A 17739-nucleotide genomic window follows, 5' to 3' on the forward strand; every position below is an offset into this window, starting at 1 on the left:
AGGTTTGCTCCTCAATATCGTTTTATTTACATACAGCTTCTCTTTCTTCTAGCATCTTTCTTCTACAATCTAAAATCTAAAACTCTTCTAATCAATCGGCAATACAGTTACTAAAGTTCCTTTTTCATAGGCTTCAACATCCTCGGGAACGATTAGTAAACCGTTGGCAACGGCAAATGTATTGAGCATTGCGGAGCTTTGTCCGTCCAAGACTGTGACATTTGTTTCGTCGTATCTTGCCTTTAAGAATAATGTTTTGCCTGTATCGTTTTTAACATCCGAATTTAGCGTTCGGACTATTTTTGTTCTGTGAATTTCAGAAAGCCCGATTCTGTTTCTGATGGCCGGATAAACATAGATATAAAAATTGGTCAGTGATGAAGCCGGGTTTCCGGGTAAAGCAAAAACTAAGGTTCCATTTTTTGACCCAAAAAACATAGGTTTCCCCGGTTTTTGGTTGATTTTATAAAAATGTTCATTGACATCATTGTGCAATAACGCTTCTTTGACAAAATCATAATCCCCGACCGAAATTCCGCCTGAGACTAAAACAATATCATACTTTTTTAAAATCTCTTTTAATGACTTTTTTGTCGCTTTCAAATCGTCTTTTACGCGATAGACTTTTGTTTTGTTTATTCCTGCCGTTTCAAGAGCAGCCTGAAGCATAACGGAATTACTTTCGTAAATTTTTCCTTTTTTTAGTTTTTCACCAGGTTTTACTAATTCATTTCCTGTTACTAAAATAGCCACTTTCGGTTTTTTGTACACTTCAATTTCTGTGATTCCTAAGCTGGCTAAAAAACCAATTGCCGCAGGAGTTATTAAAGTTCCTGCTTCAAAAACAACATGATCTTTCGCAATTTGTTCTCCTTTTAAGCGAACATTTGTACCTTTTGAAGGCATAACAGCAATCAAAATAGAATCTTTATTGGCGATCACATGCTCCTGCATTACTACCGTATCTGCATTATCGGGTACAAAAGCACCGGTAAAGATTCGGACTGCTTCATTGGCCTTTAATTTCAAATTGGAATGATCGCCCGCCTGAGAAGTACTTACGATATCGTACTGATGTTTTATACTGTGAATAAAAGCATAACCATCCATCGCCGATTGACGAAACGGCGGCATATCGATTGGCGAAATCACCTTATTGGCCAAAACATAACCCAATGCTTTGCGTATCGCTATTCGCTTCGTGGGCATTTTGACACAGTTCGCTTCAACTCTTTGTAATGCTTCTTCAACTTTAATCATAACGGTTGTTTTTTAAGCAAAAAACACTTTTTGTAAAAACATAAATTTTTACTTCTCACAAGTCTCTCTTATCACTTTTTTAAGAATATAAATTTAGCTTAATTCTTTGGATTACTCCCCGAAAAAATCAAATAGCTTTTTAGGATCGGAGGTTTTGGTTTCTTTGTTCCGGAAATTCCCTTTCGGACGATCCTACAACCTATAAAATTACGCACAACTTAACACACAAACAACTAATTCACAATACTTTAATTAATTTCTCTACTTCATTATCTCCACCTCAACCTAAAATGCATTTTCCGACCATCATTCTTATAATAAAGTCGTACCTATAAAAGTTACGTTTTTAAAAAAATTCTTCTTTTGAAGACGCAAACGACTTTTAGCTGACGTTTTTACCTTATTTTAAAATGAGATAAGATCTTAAAAATTAGAAAATTAAGTATAAAGTACTACATTTTTTAATTGGAAAAATAGAAGCTTATACTTTTTTTTAACATCTTGCTTAAAAACACAATTCATTGAAAAACAAATAATTAACTTATTTTTACAAATAAAAAACACCTCAAAATTTTATCTTTTTCAAAAAAAAAGAAGCAAACTTTTGGTTTTTATTATATTAAAATTAACTTTGTCTATAGGATTAGTAGAGTTTAAAATAATATTTGAAACCAAAAAAATTATATTTTGAAAACAACCGAAAGCATATCGTATTACATTCTTCCTAAAAAATATACTTATAACACTTTTTGTTATATGTGCTTCTGTTGCTAAATCTCAGCCTTTTTTCGTTTGCATTCGATTCCTTTTTTGTACCGAATCATTTTAAAAACGAATTTTTAAATACACCACAAAATCTTTATTGAAATTTCCAAGTCGTTTGATGCATTCATTTGTATCAAAAGGAGTACTGAAACTATACCTATACTTTAAAAAGAAAATAATTAACAACTAAAAAAAACAAAATGAAAAATATGCAAGGCTGTTGCTGTAAATAAAAAAAGCCATTTCTGCGGCAACAGAAATGGCGAGGCTTAAAGAACATTTATCACTAAATCAAGAATACCATCAGAGAGTTGAAAATTCAACTTTCAGGGCTTCTTGTTAATTACTTAAACCAGTACAAAGAAATGAAAAAAAAATTAAAAATATACTCATTCCTGTTTCTCCTGCTGCTATCGGCAGGAATTAATGCCCAAAATACAACACCACTTATACAATCGAAATTGGATGGAACAGTCGTAGACGACATCACCAACCAGCCTATTATTGGCGCTTCTGTTGTGATTAAAGGAACTACACACGGTGTTCAGACAGACGCCGAAGGAAAATTTTACTTTCAAACCGGACAAAAGTTCCCATATACTTTAATCATAAGCTACATCGGATATAAAAAATTAGAAGTTGTAGTCGAAAAAAATCCAATTACCATTCATCTAAAAGAAGAACGTCAGGAACTGGACGAATTGGTGGTTGTTGGTTATGGTTCTCAAAAGAGAAAAGACATTACGGGTGCTGTGTCCTCCGTACCAAAGGCCAATTTAAGTCAGGTTACCTCATCGGCAGATAACTTACTGCGCGGTGCCATACCGGGGGTGGTAGTCACACAAAGTTCGGGACGTCCCGGAGCCTCTTCCAGTGTTCGTATTAGAGGAGGAAACTCTATTACGGCCGGTAACGAACCGCTTTATGTAGTGGACGGAATTTTAATCTACAACGACAATAACAACAGTACGGCAGGAGTTTCCAACGCCGGAGCGACTGTCAATGTCCTTTCAACGATTAACCCGGGTGATATCGAATCTATTGAAGTACTGAAAGATGCCTCTGCAACGGCTATTTACGGCTCCCGTGGGGCAAATGGCGTGGTGATCATCACAACCAAAAAAGGAACAAAAGGTCAGGACAATATTTCGTATCAGGGTTATGTTGGGTTTCAGAATGTATCAAAAAAACTAAATTTAATGAACGCCAGCCAATGGGCAAGCCTGCGCAATGATGTTCAGGCCAGTATTGGTCAGGCTCCTTCTTTTACTGCTGCTCAGATCGAAGCTTTAAAAACTTCGGGAGGATACGACTGGCAATCGGCTGCTTTTAGAACGGCTGCACCTATTCAGAATCATCAGTTGTCTTTTTCAGGTGGTGACGAGCGTTCTCGTTATGCTGTTTCAGCAGGTTATTTCCAACAGGACGGAATTGTAATTGCCTCTGATTTCAAACGTATTTCGCTTCGTGTTAATTACGAAAGAAACTATTCTCAGAATTTTAAATTTGGAGTGAATGCCAACTACAGCAATTCGGTTGCAAATGGTATTGGTACCAATGGCGGTTCTTCTGCCGGAAGACAGCCTAATCCGCTAGTAGTCGCTTTGTATCAGCCACCGGTAGTTCCGATTAAAAATCCCGACGGAAGCTATAATTTGACCAATAATCCTTATGCAACAGCGGTTAACGGAGTCATTGCCAATCCGATAAACGATCTTGTTAGCACCACCAATGAAACTAAAATCAACCGAATCCTGACCAGTTTATTTGGCGAATATAAAATCACCAAAAAACTAACCGCAAAAGTGGCTGTCAGCGGCGATGTGATCAATACCAAGCAAAATTACTATGCACCGGCAACTACCACTACAGGTGCAGGAACTAAAGGTTTTGGTTCGGTTGGAGACCGTTTAGTAAGCTCTGTACTGAATGAAAATACGTTGAATTACAACACTAATTTTGGTGAAAACCACAAATTTTCAGCCTTGGGTGGCTATACCCTTCAATATACACAGGGGGAAGTTGTGAATGCAGGAGCTCAATTTTTTGTTAATGATGCCAATACTTTCAGCGCTTTGCAGGATGGTGTGCCCGTAAAACCGTATACCGATGCTTTCGAAAGTGTTTTAAAATCCTGGCTAACCAGAGTCAACTATTCGTATAAAGGAAAATACAATTTTACACTTTCTGCCCGTGCAGACGGATCTTCAAGATTTGGTTCGAAGTCACTTTGGGGGTATTTCCCATCAGCAGGATTTTCGTGGAATATTACCGATGAATCTTTTGCAAGCAACATCAAAGGAGTAACCGAAGCGAAGTTAAGAATAACTGCCGGAACAACCGGTAACCAGGAAATTGGGAATTACCTTTCCCTTGCCCAAATGGCCTCTGTTAACTACGCTTTCGGAGGAACACTACAAACGGGTCTAGCCCCTACCCGACTGGCCAATCCGGATCTGAAATGGGAAAAAACAAATCAATACAATGTTGGATTGGATTTATCCTTGTTAGACCGCAAAATCAATTTTGTTTTTGATGTGTACTACAAAAAAACAAACGATTTGTTGATCAATGTACCGATTCCGTTGACTTCAGGATATGCAACGGTACTTCAAAACATTGGAGGGGTTGAAAACAAAGGGATTGAAATTGGTTTGATCACCGAAAATCTAAAAACAGAAAACTTTTCATGGAATTCCAACATCGTTTTCTCTGCCAATAAAAACAAAGTCGTTTCTATTGGAAATGGAGTCGATCAATTTTTCCCTGTAGTACCAAACGGTTCTTTACTGCAGCAACAACCGGTAACGGTAAAAGTAGGATTGCCATTGGGAACTTTTTGGGGATACAAAACCAATGGTATTTTTCAGACACAGGAAGAAGTAAACACTCAGCCCAAAATAAACAGTTTGGCTAACACAAAAGTTGGAGATCGAAGATATGTTGATACCAATGGAGATGGCGTAATTACAGCTTTGGACAAAGGCAATCTGGGAAGCTCACAACCTAAGTTTGTGGGAAGTTTTAGCAACACGGTTTCGTATCATGACTTTGATCTTAACTTTTCATTCCAGGGATCTTATGGCGGTAAAGTATTCAATGCTTTAAATCAGCAACTGGAAATTTCTACGCTGGGTACCAATGCCAATGTTACGCTGGAAGATCGCTGGACCCCAACAAATCCAAGCAATGAAGTTCCGAGAGCCACCAGTTCTCCACTGGGAATTGTTTCAGAACGTTATGTGGAAGATGCTTCTTTCCTGAGATTAAAATTAATCACCTTAGGCTATACTTTACCCAAAAGCCTTTCGAAAAGACTGGGAGCTAAAAGCATCAAATTTTATGTCTCTGCCGAAAACTTAATTACATGGACAAAATACACAGGTTATGATCCTGAGGTAAGTTCCTACGAACAAAACAACTTATATCCGGGAATTGATTTTGGTTCGTATCCAAATTCAAAAACATTCATCTCCGGCCTGAACGTAACTTTCTAAGTAAAAAAATATAACATGAAAAAGATAATTCTAACATTCCTATTAAGTGCCGGACTATTGGTATCGTGCACCGATCTAGAGGTCACACCTACCTCTTTTGTAACCGAAGACAACTACTTTAAAACCCAGGACGATGCCGTAGCAAGCGTAACAGCGGTCTATGCTTCACTAAGTCTTGATCCGGGAGAGCAGAGTTTGTTTGGACGAAATTTATATTTCCTGACCGATATGGCTTCTGATTATGCTGCCGCGGGAGTTTCGGCAACCAATCCACAGGTTAGGGCTTTAAGCAGTCTGACCCATGACGCTACTTCTGATCGTGTTCAGGTAGCGTGGCGCCAAATCTATGCCGGAATAAACAGAGCCAATGTAGCGATCGATAACATTCCAAAAGTAGTTGGCTCAGATGCTGTTAAAAGCAGATTGATTCTGGAAGCTAAATTCATCCGAGGGTTACTGTATTTTCAGGCCGTACGACTTTGGGGCGGAGTTCCAATTGTTTTGCACGAACCTACTTCGATTCAGTTAGAGAGTTTAAAATCGAAAAGAGCGACGGTACAGGAAGTTTATACTCAGATTATTTCAGATTTAAAAGAGGCCGAAGCGCTGCCGTCTACTTATGCTGCAACAGATGCGGGACGTGCTACATCGGGAGCTGCGAAAGCTATTCTGACAAAGGTTTACCTTACCAGAAAAGACTATCCCAATGCGATTTTAAAAGCCAGAGAAGTCATTAACGGTGGATACGGATATGCCCTTTTTGAAAATTTTCAGGATATTTTCACGAAAACTAAAAAGAACGGAAAGGAACATATATTCTCGGTTCAGTTTGAGCCTAATCAGGCTGGAAACGGCTCCAGTGGAAGTACGTTTCAGGCCACTTCTTTTACCGGATTTACTGCCACAGAACCTGCTGATATTATTTCGGATGTCGCTTTGTTCTATGACATTTATGCCGCCGGAGATACCAGACGCGATGTAAGTTATGCCAAACAATTACCAATTCCGGGTACCGCAAACGTTTATACATTTCCAAAACCAATCTTTAAAAAATACCTCGATTTAACCAATCTGGCTACCCCGTCTAATGTCGCCATCAATTTTCCGGTGATTCGTTATGCCGACATTTTACTGTCGTTAGCAGAAGCGATAAACGAACAGGGGCCACCCACAGCTGAAGCTTATGAATTAATCAATCAGGTAAGAAGGAGAGCTTTTGGAAAACCCATCAACACACCCGATGCAACAGTAGATTTAGCCGGATTGACACAAACAACGTTTAGAGCAGCCCTGCAGGAAGAACGCAAAAAAGAATTTGTTCAGGAAGGACAACGCTGGTTTGATTTGGTTCGTTGGGGAACTTTGGTTACCGAAGTCAAAAAAGTACTGGCGAAAAATTCCGTTTCCGAACGAAATAATTTATACCCGATTCCGCAAAGCGAAAGAAATATTGATCCTGTTGGATTGCCACAAAACCCCGGATATTAATTCAAACCACAACTATAAAAACGAATAAATTATGAAAAATTTCAAATACCCTCGTAAAATTGAGAGTCCGAAAAAAGGGCTCTTAATCACTGCGCTGCTTGTCGCACAATTGAGTTTTGCACAAAACAATCCGAATCCTGATTTTAAAGGTGTTGTCGGAAAAACGCTGGCCGATTCAAAAGAATATTGGCCCGATCCTGTGAAAGCACCGACAGACGCACCAAATATTGTCTGGATACTGCTGGATGATGTTGGTTTTGGAGCTTCAAGTGCTTTTGGAGGTTTGATTCAAACGCCAACTTTTGATGATCTGGCCAACAATGGTCTGCGTTACACCAACTTTCACACCACTGCTATTTGTGCCCCTACCCGCGCCGCTCTTTTAACCGGAAGAAATTCAGGAAAAGTACACGTAAGCGGATTTTCACATACCGTTTTATCGGCAGGTTTCCCGGGTTGGGATGGAAGAATCCCATCTGATAAAGGTACCATTGCCGAAATTTTAAGAGACAAAGGATACAATACTTTTGCAGTAGGAAAATACGGTTTGACTCCTGATGAAGAAGCGACCGATGCAGGACCTTTTGACAGATGGCCTACCGGAAAAGGATTCGAACACTTTTTTGGCTTCTTAGGATCTCAAACCGATCAGTACAAACCTGATTTGGTAGAAGACAATGCACATGTTACGCCTGACGGAAGACATTTAACCGATCAGATTACTGATAAAGCCATCAGTTATATTACCAAACAGCATAAAGCTGCACCCAACAAACCTTTCTTTTTGTACTATGCCCCGGGAGCGGTTCACGCACCACATCAGGTGGCAGAATCCTGGAGCGATCCGTACAAAGGAAAATTTGATGAAGGCTGGGATGCCTATCGCGAGAAAGTATTGGCCAACCAGAAAAAACTGGGCGTAGTTCCTGCTAATGCCATCTTACCGGAACGCAATCCACTGATTGCCGACTGGAAAAAACTAACACCGGATCAAAAGAAAGTCTACGCCAGATTCATGGAAGTCTATGCCGGATACCTTACCTATACCGATCACGAAATTGGACGAATCGTAGCACATTTGAAACAAACCAATCAGCTGGAGAATACTTTAATTTTTGTTGCAATTGGCGACAACGGTGCGAGTAAAGAAGGTACTACGCAGGGTACAATCAATCAGAGTTTGTTTGCTCAGGGCGGATCTGATGAAGAAAATCTTCAGAAAAATCTAAACAATATTGGAGAAATCGGAACTTCAAAAGGACTGAACACCAACTATCCACTGGGATGGGCTCAGGCAACAAACGTTCCTTTTAAAAACTGGAAACAAGATGCACAATCGGAAGGGGGAACACGTAACCCGTTGATTGTTTTTTATCCAAAGGGAATTAAAGACAAAGGCGGAATCAGAAATCAGTACAGCCACGTAACCGATTTATTGCCAACCACTTTAGACATTGCAGGAATTAAAGCTCCGGAATATATTAGAGAAATAAAACAAGATGCGCTTCAGGGCTCTACGTTCTACGCTTCACTAAACGATGCCAAGGCACCCTCTTTACACACCATTCAATACTACTATATTTTTGGAAACAGAGCCATTTACAAAGATGGCTGGAAAGCGGGAGCAGCACACCTTCCGGATTCTTTTGCTGTGAAAAAATCTTTAGGTAAAAACGAAAAACCTGCCGAAAGCAACTTTGATGCCGATGTATGGGAACTGTATAACCTCAACGAAGATTTCAACGAACGTAATAACCTCGCTAAAAAATACCCTGAAAAATTGGCTGAACTAAAAAAACTGTTTGATGAACAAGCCAAAGAAAACAATGTTTATCCGCTGATCGACTGGCAGGATGTGTACAACAGAAGAATACACAATACTACAGCCGACAAAGGTAAAACACTGCAAGACCTTATTCAGCAAGCTACCAGACCGGGAAATTCTAAATAAGTAATCCACTAGCGATTCAGGTCTTTTGACAACGTTCTAAAAACCTGAATCGCTTTTAATTCCATCATTATGAAAAAAACAGATTTCGAAATTATAGGGAAAAAAATCATCGTGGGAGCGATAATTTTTTTAGTTCCGCTAATTATTCTGGCGGGAGGTTTAACATTAATTAATAACTTTTTAAAATAAGAAATCATGGCAACAATAGCTTATAATTCAAAGAGCAAACTTACCAGAGATTTAAGCATTAGTCTCCTTATTTATGCACTGCCTGTCGTGGCAATTTTTCTTTATTTCAAATTGACGAATGGTTTGGTCACTCAATCTCATCTGACGTTACCGTCATTTTTAGAATTTGCAAAACCCGCTTTCGAAAACATCAGAACTTGGGGATTAACTGCTTTTATGTTAATTCTGGGGATTATCGAATTTACAGCAGGTTTGTACGATGACCAATGGACGGGCGAAGAACGCAAAGTCGATATCGTTTGTTTTCTGGCTCCCAAATTGCTTTTGCCTCCCGTGATTGCTTTTTTTAGTCTGACGGCATTGCCGTACTTAATCCCTAATCTTGCCAACTCGCTTTCGTGGGTTCCGTTTTGGGGAGGCTTTTTCCTTATCGCAATAGCCGACGATTTAACGCAATACTGGTACCACCGTTTGCATCATCAGGTTCCTTTTTTATGGCGTTTTCATCGAACGCACCACTCCGCACCTTACATGGGTATGGCAATGGCATCCAGACAAAATTTTATTTATACGATTTTCTTTTCTCAAATTTACTTAACCGCAACTCTAACCTTTTTAGGATTAGGATTGCCGGCTTTGTTTGTATTGGTCATCAAAAGCTTCATTACTTTAGGGGCGCACTCCAGCATTGCGTGGGACAAACCTTTTTACAAATACAAAGTTTTACATCCAATTGCATGGGTTTTAGAACGTTTAATTTCGACGCCCGCAACCCATCACGCGCACCACGCTGACACCAGCGGAGACGGTGTTGGACATTTTAAAGGCAATTTTGGAAATATGTTTTTCATCTGGGATATCATTTTCGGAACAGGCTTGATCACTCGAAAATTCCCAAAATCATACGGAATGAAATCGTACAAGCAAGAAGAATGGTACGCACAGTTTCTTTGGCCGATTTTCAAATCCAAAAAAGAAGGAAGTGCTTTGGCCGAAGGAGTACTAGCCGTTCCTATTCGACAAAAAGCAGAAAATACCATTCCAAATCCGGCTTACTACGAGCAGGTTCAATCTTAAAGGTCATGAAAAAAAATAAGATTCTCCAAAACAGTATTGCCATTGTGATACTGTTTTTATCCGGAATTGGCTTTGCGCAGCAAAAAGCATCCAACACTGTTTCTTTAGACGTTTTTTATGCTAAAATTCAAAGCGAGAAAAAGCCCCAGATCATTGACGCCCGTGGTCCCGAAGAATTTGCGCTGAACCATATCAATGGCGCTCAAAACTTTAATCTGGAATCAAAAGATTACGCCAAACGTGTTGCTGCCTTAGATAAAACAAGACCTGTTTTTACCTATTCCATTGGAGCCGGAAGAAGTGTATGGCTCGCAGACGAGTTGCTGAAAAATGGTTTTAAAGAAGCCTACAGTTTAGAGGGCGGAATTGCCAATTGGATTGGAAACGGAAAACCCTTTTACTCCAATTCAAAAAGTAAACTAACCTTAGCCGAATACAACAAAATTATAGCTGAAAACAATGACGTTCTCGTTGATATTGGTTCTGTTTACTGTGGTGCCTGCAAAAAAGTAAAACCGGTTTTAGAAACCATCAGAGCACAATACGGCACTAATTTAAAAATCATCGAAATTGATCTGGAAGACAGTCCGCAGGTAATTGCCGATTTAAAAACCGTAAAAGTACTCCCGACTTTGATTTTATACAAAAAAGGAAAAATTGTCTTCAAAAAAGAAGGTCTGGGTGATTTAAAAAATGATGTTGATGTCGCTTTGGCTTCGAAATAAAAACCGCTAAATAATCGAATACAAACCAAACCCGACAGGTTTTTGAAACTTGTCGGGTTTAATTCGGCTTGCGTTTAATAAATAAACATTCTCCTCTACAAAATAATCAACACAAACCCGACAGGTTTTCAAAACCTGTCGGGTTTAATACAGTAAAACAACCCATAAAATGGCATCCCAAACCAAACAATTTACCCTTCACGAAGACTGGACTGTCGTAGTCCTTGGGTTTATCATCATCGGAATTTCCCTTTTTGTTTTTCTTCCTGAAATCCCTGTTTTCAAATGGTCAACCGGAACAGATTTACTAGCGGAAGTATTTAATTCCGGAAATCTGAAAATCCTTGGCTTACAATTTATATATCTGACTGCGATTGGAACACTTGGTGTTTTGTTAATTGGAAAATCGGTCAAAAATTTTCTCTTGGGGTTCCCGATAGTCTATCTTTTAACCCTTTTAGCTTTGGTCATCTCCGGAAACACAACGGTAAAAGGACTCAACCTCGAAGCGGTCATTTTCAGTTTAATCATAGGTTTATGCATAGGCAACTTTTTCCAACTGCCTCGATGGTTCCGTTCGGCACTTTCGACAGAAGTTTTTGTCAAAATCGGATTGGTTTTACTGGGAACCACGGTTATTTTTTCAGACATTCTAAAAGCCGGTTCCCTCGGGCTTCTTCAGGCACTGGCAGTAGTGCTATCGGTTTGGTACTTTGCCTTTTGGCTGTGTAAAAAACTAAAAGTCGACGATGAGTTAACCCTAATGATCTCAAGCGCTGTTTCGATCTGTGGTGTTTCTGCTGCGATTGCCACATCAGGTGCTATTAAAGGCGACTCTAAAAAACTGTCTTATGTAATTTCTGTCGTTTTGGTAACCGCTATCCCCATGATGATTTTCATGCCTGTAATTGCCCAATACTTCAATTTCCCAGAAGAAGTAACCGGAGCCTGGCTGGGTGGCAGTATTGATACCTCGGGTGCTGTTGTGGCTTCCGGTTCATTAGTAGGCGAAACGGCTTTGAAAATTAGTACGATTGTCAAATTCTCTCAAAATGTATTGTTAGGACTGGCGGCATTTGCCATATCGGTTTACTGGACGTACACCCACAACAAATCAGCCGTTGCCCTTACTTCAAAACCTACTTTAGCTGTGATCTGGGAACGTTTTCCGAAATTCGTCATCGGTTTTATTGCCGCTTCACTCCTCTTTTCTTTCCTGCTGACGGCAGAGGTTAGAGACGAGGTAAAAGACAGTTTAAAAAACCTGCAGACGATCTGGTTTGCATTGGCTTTTACCAGTATTGGACTAGAGACCCGCTTTAAAGATTTATGGAACCATAGCAGCCGAAAACCACTGTATGCCTTTTTAATCGCGCAATTATTCAATATCATTATCACCCTGATCATTGCTTTTTTACTGTTTGGCAAATAACAATCGGAATCCTTTGTTACCCCAAAACATTCCACAAAAAATAAAAAGCATAGTTATCTAAAAAAATCATAAATTTCTATTTTTATTAAAGACTATCTTCCTATGTATCAACCCGATTCCACGAAATACAAAACCAACCTCAGCAACTCACAACATGAATTAAAATGAAAAAGACACTTCTTACACTAAACCTACTGTTTTCGGCCGTACTTTTAGTTTCTGCACAAAATAAAACGACTCCCGATTCTTCAAAACCAAACATCATTTTGATTATGGTCGATGATATGGGCTATTCTGATTTAGGCAACTACGGCTCCGAAATTAAAACTCCCAATCTGGACAAACTGGCGAGTGAAGGTTTGCGCCTGCGCGAATTTTACAACAACTCCATTTGCGCGCCAACCAGGGCCTCTTTGTTAACAGGACAATACCAGCATAAGGCCGGAATGGGATTTTTTGATATCAACCTCGGACTTCCCGCTTATCAGGGGTACTTAAACAAAGAATCTTTAACATTGGGCGAAGTTTTCCGTTCCGGAGGTTACAGCACTTTGCTTTCGGGAAAATGGCATGTAGGCTCACTAGATCAGTCGCAATGGCCCAATCAGAGAGGCTTTGACAAGTTTTACGGAATCTTAAAAGGAGCTTCCAGTTATTTTGACGCCAAACCTTTGCCTTTCGGAAAAACACCATATCCGGTAAAATTGCTTCTAAACAATGAAGAGCTGCACCCAAAAGACGATTCGTATTATTTTACAGACGAGATCGGAAACAATGCTGTGACTTTCCTCGACGAACAAAACAAAGAAAACAAACCTTTCTTCCTGTATCTAGCCTTCACGGCACCACACTGGCCATTACAGGCAAAACCGGTAGACATTGCCAAATACAAAGGTAAATTTGACGAAGGTTGGGATGTTCTAAGAGAAAAAAGAATCGAAAAGCTAAAAGCAAACGGCATTTTACCCGCCAATCAAACCGTATCGTCAAGAGATCCCGAAGTTCCGGAATGGAACAAACTGACCTATGATGAAAAACAATTCTGGAAAGCCAAAATGGAGGTCTACGCTGCTATGGTAGACAATATGGATCAAAATGTGGGCAAAGTTTTAAACAAACTAAAAGCATTAAAGAAAGACAAAAACACCCTCATTATTTTTATTTCCGACAATGGCGCTCAGGGAGGTTTTAATACCTACAATCCATTGGGAAGAGGTTTGGTTCGAAATGACGGTCCAATTGGAACCTCGGGTTCCTTTGATTATCAGGAGCAAAACTGGGCTTACTTGTCTAACACTCCTTTACAGCAATACAAAAACAACATGCACGAAGGCGGTTTCAGCTCTCCATTTATTGCCTGGTTCCCGTCCAAAATAAAAAGCGGACGAATTGATAAAGGAACCGGACACATTATTGATCTGGCTCCTACTTTTTATGAATTGGCCGGAATTGAATATCCAAAAGAATACAATGGTGTAAAAGCTAACCCCTTAGCTGGGAAAAGTCTGCTGCCTGTTTTATTTGATAATGCTCCGGAAGTCAGCAGAGGAGCGCCCCTATTTTGGGAAAGAGCCGGAAACAGGGCTGTACGTGATGGAAAATGGAAACTCGTTTCGACTTACCCTTCCTACGAATGGGAACTTTATAATATGGAAACGGACCGTGGAGAAACGACCAATGTAGCACAACAAAACCTCGATATCGTCAACAAACTGTCTGCTTCTTACTTTGATTGGGCCGATCAGACAGGAGTTGTAGAATACAGTAAATTCAAACTAAAACAGGAAGTTATGCCAGGCGGTGCTGCCTTAAAAAAATAATTAAATCGTCTTTATACCTTCCATCAAGCCTTTAAAAGACAGAAAAATAAGTACAAAACAACGCGTACTTCTTTTTCTGTCTTTTTTTTAAAAAACCACAAACAACTAACAACAAACAAGTTAACAATTAAAACCCCCTTCCCTAATCTGTTTTTCTTTCAGCTGAAACAATAAATTATAAAAAACATTTGGATATTATTATTTTAAATTTAACTTTGTCTATAGAATTAGTAGAGATTAAAATTAAAAAGAACTACATTTTGAAAACAACAGCAAGCCAATTCAGTTACATTCTTCCAAAAAAATATACCTATAACACTTTTTGTTATATGTGCTTCTGTCGTTAATTCCCCACAATCTTTGCATTTGGAACCCATTTCAGTTCTAAAATCAAAATCCAGTTCCAAAGACAAACTGAACCTTATTTTGCTATCGATCACTGAGCCGGGCGAAGAGGTCTTTCGCTTGATGAGTAGTCCAATCTGCGTTGATAAACCCTATAATTCAATATTTTAGATATTATTTTACTGTAAATTAAATCATATTTATTTCGGAGACTTTTACTTTTAAGCTAAATTTACTAGTACAATAAAATTGTTTTTTACGAATGTAAGTTCTTAAAATAGTTCAACAAAAAATAAATTAACCATTAAACCATTAAGCCATGGCTGAAAAACAACAACAACAAACAGCATTAGGAGATGTTGCAGCAAGACAGTTAGCAATTGCAACACGTACAGTTCCTCAAATTGGAACTATAACACCACGTTGGTTAACGCATCTTTTGCATTGGACACCTGTCGAATCAGGTGTGTTTCGTTTGAATAAAGTAAAAGACGGAAGCCATATCGAAGTAGATTGTTCTGCGAGAGACGAAAGGGTTTTACCCAACACTTTTGTCGACTATATCGACAATCCGAGAGAATATAATCTGGCGGCAGTTCAAACCATTGTCGAAGTACATACAAGGGTTTCAGATTTATACAGTAAACCTTATAATCAAATTTCGGAACAGCTTAGATTGGCAATCGAAACCATCAAAGAGCGTCAGGAAAGCGAATTAATCAATAACAAAGATTATGGTTTATTAAGCAATGTGGCACCTTCACAAATTATTAAAACCAGAACTGGTGCACCAACTCCCGATGATTTAGATGAATTACTGACCAAAGTATGGAAAGAACCGGGATTCTTTTTATTGCATCCCTTAGCAATTGCTGCTTTTGGCCGTGAATGTACACGCCGTGGTGTACCGCCTCCTACTACTTCTTTGTTTGGATCTCAATTTTTAACATGGAGAGGAATTCCGCTTATTCCATCCGATAAATTGCCTATCAAAGACGGAAAGTCAAAAATCATTTTGTTGCGCACAGGCGAAAGCCGTCAGGGAGTCATCGGCTTAATTCAGCCGGGATTACAAGGCGAACAATCACCGGGACTATCCGTTCGTTTTATGGGAATTAATGAAAAAGCAATTGCCTCCTATCTGGTATCCCTATATTGCTCACTAGCCGTATTGGTAGACGATGCCATAGCCGTTCTTGAAGATGTAGAAATTGGAAAGTACCATGAGTATAAATACTAACAACAACGGTTTACCCAACATTGAGGATTTACAGCTTTTGGCTAACGAATTGTTTCATACGCTACCTAACGAATTTCCCAAAGAGATTTCGTTAAGTCCTGATCGTAATGAACATCCCCGTGCCACAAAAGTTGCAGAAACCTTCCTTAATTCGGGGAACTTAAGTGGCCACAACCCGGCAGCCCTGCCCTTGCAGGATGCGCCAGCTTCACCTACTGCTTCACCAGCAGTTAGCGGATTTGGAGCAGCGCCAAACGTTGCCAATTATGGTTCAGGAGCTTCGGCTTTATATCCAAATGCCGGAGCCGGATTTGATCCTAAAAGCGAAACTTCTCCATTGGGAATTTCACACGGAAATAATGTAAATGTCAACAATCCGCAAACCGGTTTTTATGACGAAAATTTCGGGAATAACGGAGCCGCTCAGCTAAATGAAGAAAGTTTTTTCTCTAAACTTCTTTTAAACAATGAGTACCTGCCTTTTCAAACCCAAAATTCTTCGTTTGAAACCGAATTAAAAGCGGCATTGGCTTTTGTGGATACACAATTTACAAAACGTATCAACCTTCCGTTAAACGGAAATGAGAGCTCCAATTCGTATTACTTTTTAGAACAAAATCCGTTTGCTTTTGATCAGAGAAATTCGAATTTAATTGTTGGAAATACTTTTGAAAAACAAGATTTCGGTGCGATTTCCGGTTCCCATTTTGATGCCAATCGAATTAAAAAAGATTTTCCTATTCTACAGGAAACCGTAAACGGAAAACCTCTGGTTTGGTTTGATAATGCCGCTACGACACAAAAACCGCAATCAGTTATTGATCGTATTGCGTACTTCTACGAGCATGAGAATTCGAACATTCACCGTGCGGCTCATGAATTAGCGGCCCGTGCATCAGACGCTTATGAAGCTGCCCGCGAAAAAGTAAAAACGTTCCTGAATGCCGGCTCGGTAAACGAAATTGTATTTGTTCGTGGTGCCACCGAAGGTATTAATCTTGTTGCACAAAGCTGGGGCGATCATAATTTAGTTGCCGGTGACGAAATCATTGTCAGCCATTTGGAACATCACGCGAATATTGTTCCGTGGAAACGTCTGGCCGATAAAAAAGGACTAAAACTCCGCGTTATTCCGGTTGACGATGACGGACAAATTTTGCTCGATGAATATGCAAAACTGCTCAATTCAAAAACGCGTCTGGTTGCTTTTACCCAGGTTTCGAATGCACTGGGAACAGTAACACCAGCCAAAAAAATAGTCGAAATGGCACATGCCGCCGGAGCAAAAGTTTTAATTGACGGTGCACAATCGGTTTCACATATGAAAGTTGATGTTCAGGATTTAAATCCCGACTGGTTGGTTTTCTCAGGACACAAACTTTTTGGCCCAACCGGAATTGGTGCTTTATACGGAAAGGAAGATTTACTGAATGAAATGCATCCTTATCAATCGGGCGGAAACATGATTCAGGATGTCACTTTTGAGGAAATAAAATACCACAAAGCTCCTAATCGTTTTGAAGCCGGAACAGGAAATATTGCCGATGCAATTGGTCTTGGTGCCGCAATAGACTATGTGACAAAACTGGGAATAGATGCCATAGGCCAGTACGAACATCAGTTATTAGACTATGCGACAAAATTGCTCAAAGAAATTCCCGGTGTCCGACTGATCGGTACAGCCGCGAATAAGGCCAGCGTACTTTCTTTTAATTTGCAAGGCTACACCAACGATCAGGTTGGACAGGCTTTAAATAACGAGGGCGTTGCCGTACGAACCGGACATCATTGTGCACAGCCTATTTTGCGAAGAATGGGAGTCGAAACGACTGTACGTCCTTCGCTGGCTTTTTATAATACCACTCAGGATGTTGATACCTTTATCAAAACCATAAGAGAACTTAAAAAAGTCAGGTTCTAAAAATACTACAGAGAGCTTTCTTGATGAGT

The 17739-nt window shown here is 39.6% G+C and carries 10 protein-coding genes; 9 read left to right on the forward strand and 1 reads right to left on the reverse strand.

What is annotated here, in order from left to right; genetic code table 11:
• Nucleotides 1-87 precede the first annotated feature (87 nt).
• A complete protein-coding gene (gene glp, locus OLM61_RS00840; RefSeq protein ID WP_264524649.1) occupies nucleotides 88-1260 on the reverse strand; it encodes a gephyrin-like molybdotransferase Glp in 1173 nt (390 codons plus the stop codon).
• Nucleotides 1261-2390: 1130 nt separating this feature from the next.
• Between glp and OLM61_RS00845 the strand changes: the two genes are divergently transcribed.
• The 9 genes from OLM61_RS00845 to OLM61_RS00885 all read left to right on the forward strand — a co-directional run bounded on the left by OLM61_RS00845 (nucleotide 2391) and on the right by OLM61_RS00885 (nucleotide 17710).
• Nucleotides 2391-5522, forward strand: coding sequence for a SusC/RagA family TonB-linked outer membrane protein (locus OLM61_RS00845; protein ID WP_264524650.1), 3132 nt, complete (start codon nucleotides 2391-2393; stop codon nucleotides 5520-5522).
• A gap of 15 nt (nucleotides 5523-5537) precedes the next feature.
• Nucleotides 5538-7010, forward strand: coding sequence for a RagB/SusD family nutrient uptake outer membrane protein (locus OLM61_RS00850; protein ID WP_264524651.1), 1473 nt, complete (start codon nucleotides 5538-5540; stop codon nucleotides 7008-7010).
• Between the two features lie 31 nt (nucleotides 7011-7041).
• On the forward strand, nucleotides 7042-8961 hold the full coding sequence (locus OLM61_RS00855) for an arylsulfatase (RefSeq protein WP_264524652.1): 1920 nt from the start codon (nucleotides 7042-7044) through the stop codon (nucleotides 8959-8961).
• A gap of 195 nt (nucleotides 8962-9156) precedes the next feature.
• Nucleotides 9157-10227, forward strand: coding sequence for a sterol desaturase family protein (locus OLM61_RS00860; RefSeq protein ID WP_264524653.1), 1071 nt, complete (start codon nucleotides 9157-9159; stop codon nucleotides 10225-10227).
• A 5-nt stretch (nucleotides 10228-10232) separates the two neighbouring features.
• Entirely contained in the window at nucleotides 10233-10952 is a 720-nt protein-coding gene (locus tag OLM61_RS00865) for a thioredoxin domain-containing protein (RefSeq protein ID WP_264524654.1), read from the forward strand.
• A 169-nt stretch (nucleotides 10953-11121) separates the two neighbouring features.
• The gene (locus OLM61_RS00870; protein WP_264524655.1) at nucleotides 11122-12384 is read left to right on the forward strand and encodes a YeiH family protein; all 1263 of its coding nucleotides are present in this window, start codon (nucleotides 11122-11124) and stop codon (nucleotides 12382-12384) included.
• Nucleotides 12385-12548: 164 nt separating this feature from the next.
• Complete coding sequence (locus OLM61_RS00875; protein ID WP_264524656.1) at nucleotides 12549-14204, forward strand: arylsulfatase; 1656 nt, start codon at nucleotides 12549-12551, stop codon at nucleotides 14202-14204.
• A gap of 664 nt (nucleotides 14205-14868) precedes the next feature.
• Nucleotides 14869-15789, forward strand: a complete 921-nt coding sequence (locus OLM61_RS00880; protein ID WP_264524657.1) for a family 2A encapsulin nanocompartment shell protein — start codon at nucleotides 14869-14871, stop codon at nucleotides 15787-15789.
• Nucleotides 15773-17710, forward strand: coding sequence for a family 2A encapsulin nanocompartment cargo protein cysteine desulfurase (locus OLM61_RS00885; RefSeq protein ID WP_264524658.1), 1938 nt, complete (start codon nucleotides 15773-15775; stop codon nucleotides 17708-17710). The genes OLM61_RS00880 and OLM61_RS00885 overlap by 17 nt, the downstream gene beginning before the upstream one ends.
• Nucleotides 17711-17739: the final 29 nt, after the last annotated feature.

Origin of the sequence: Flavobacterium sp. N502536 (assembly GCF_025947345.1) — a bacterium.
Taxonomy (GTDB): domain Bacteria; phylum Bacteroidota; class Bacteroidia; order Flavobacteriales; family Flavobacteriaceae; genus Flavobacterium.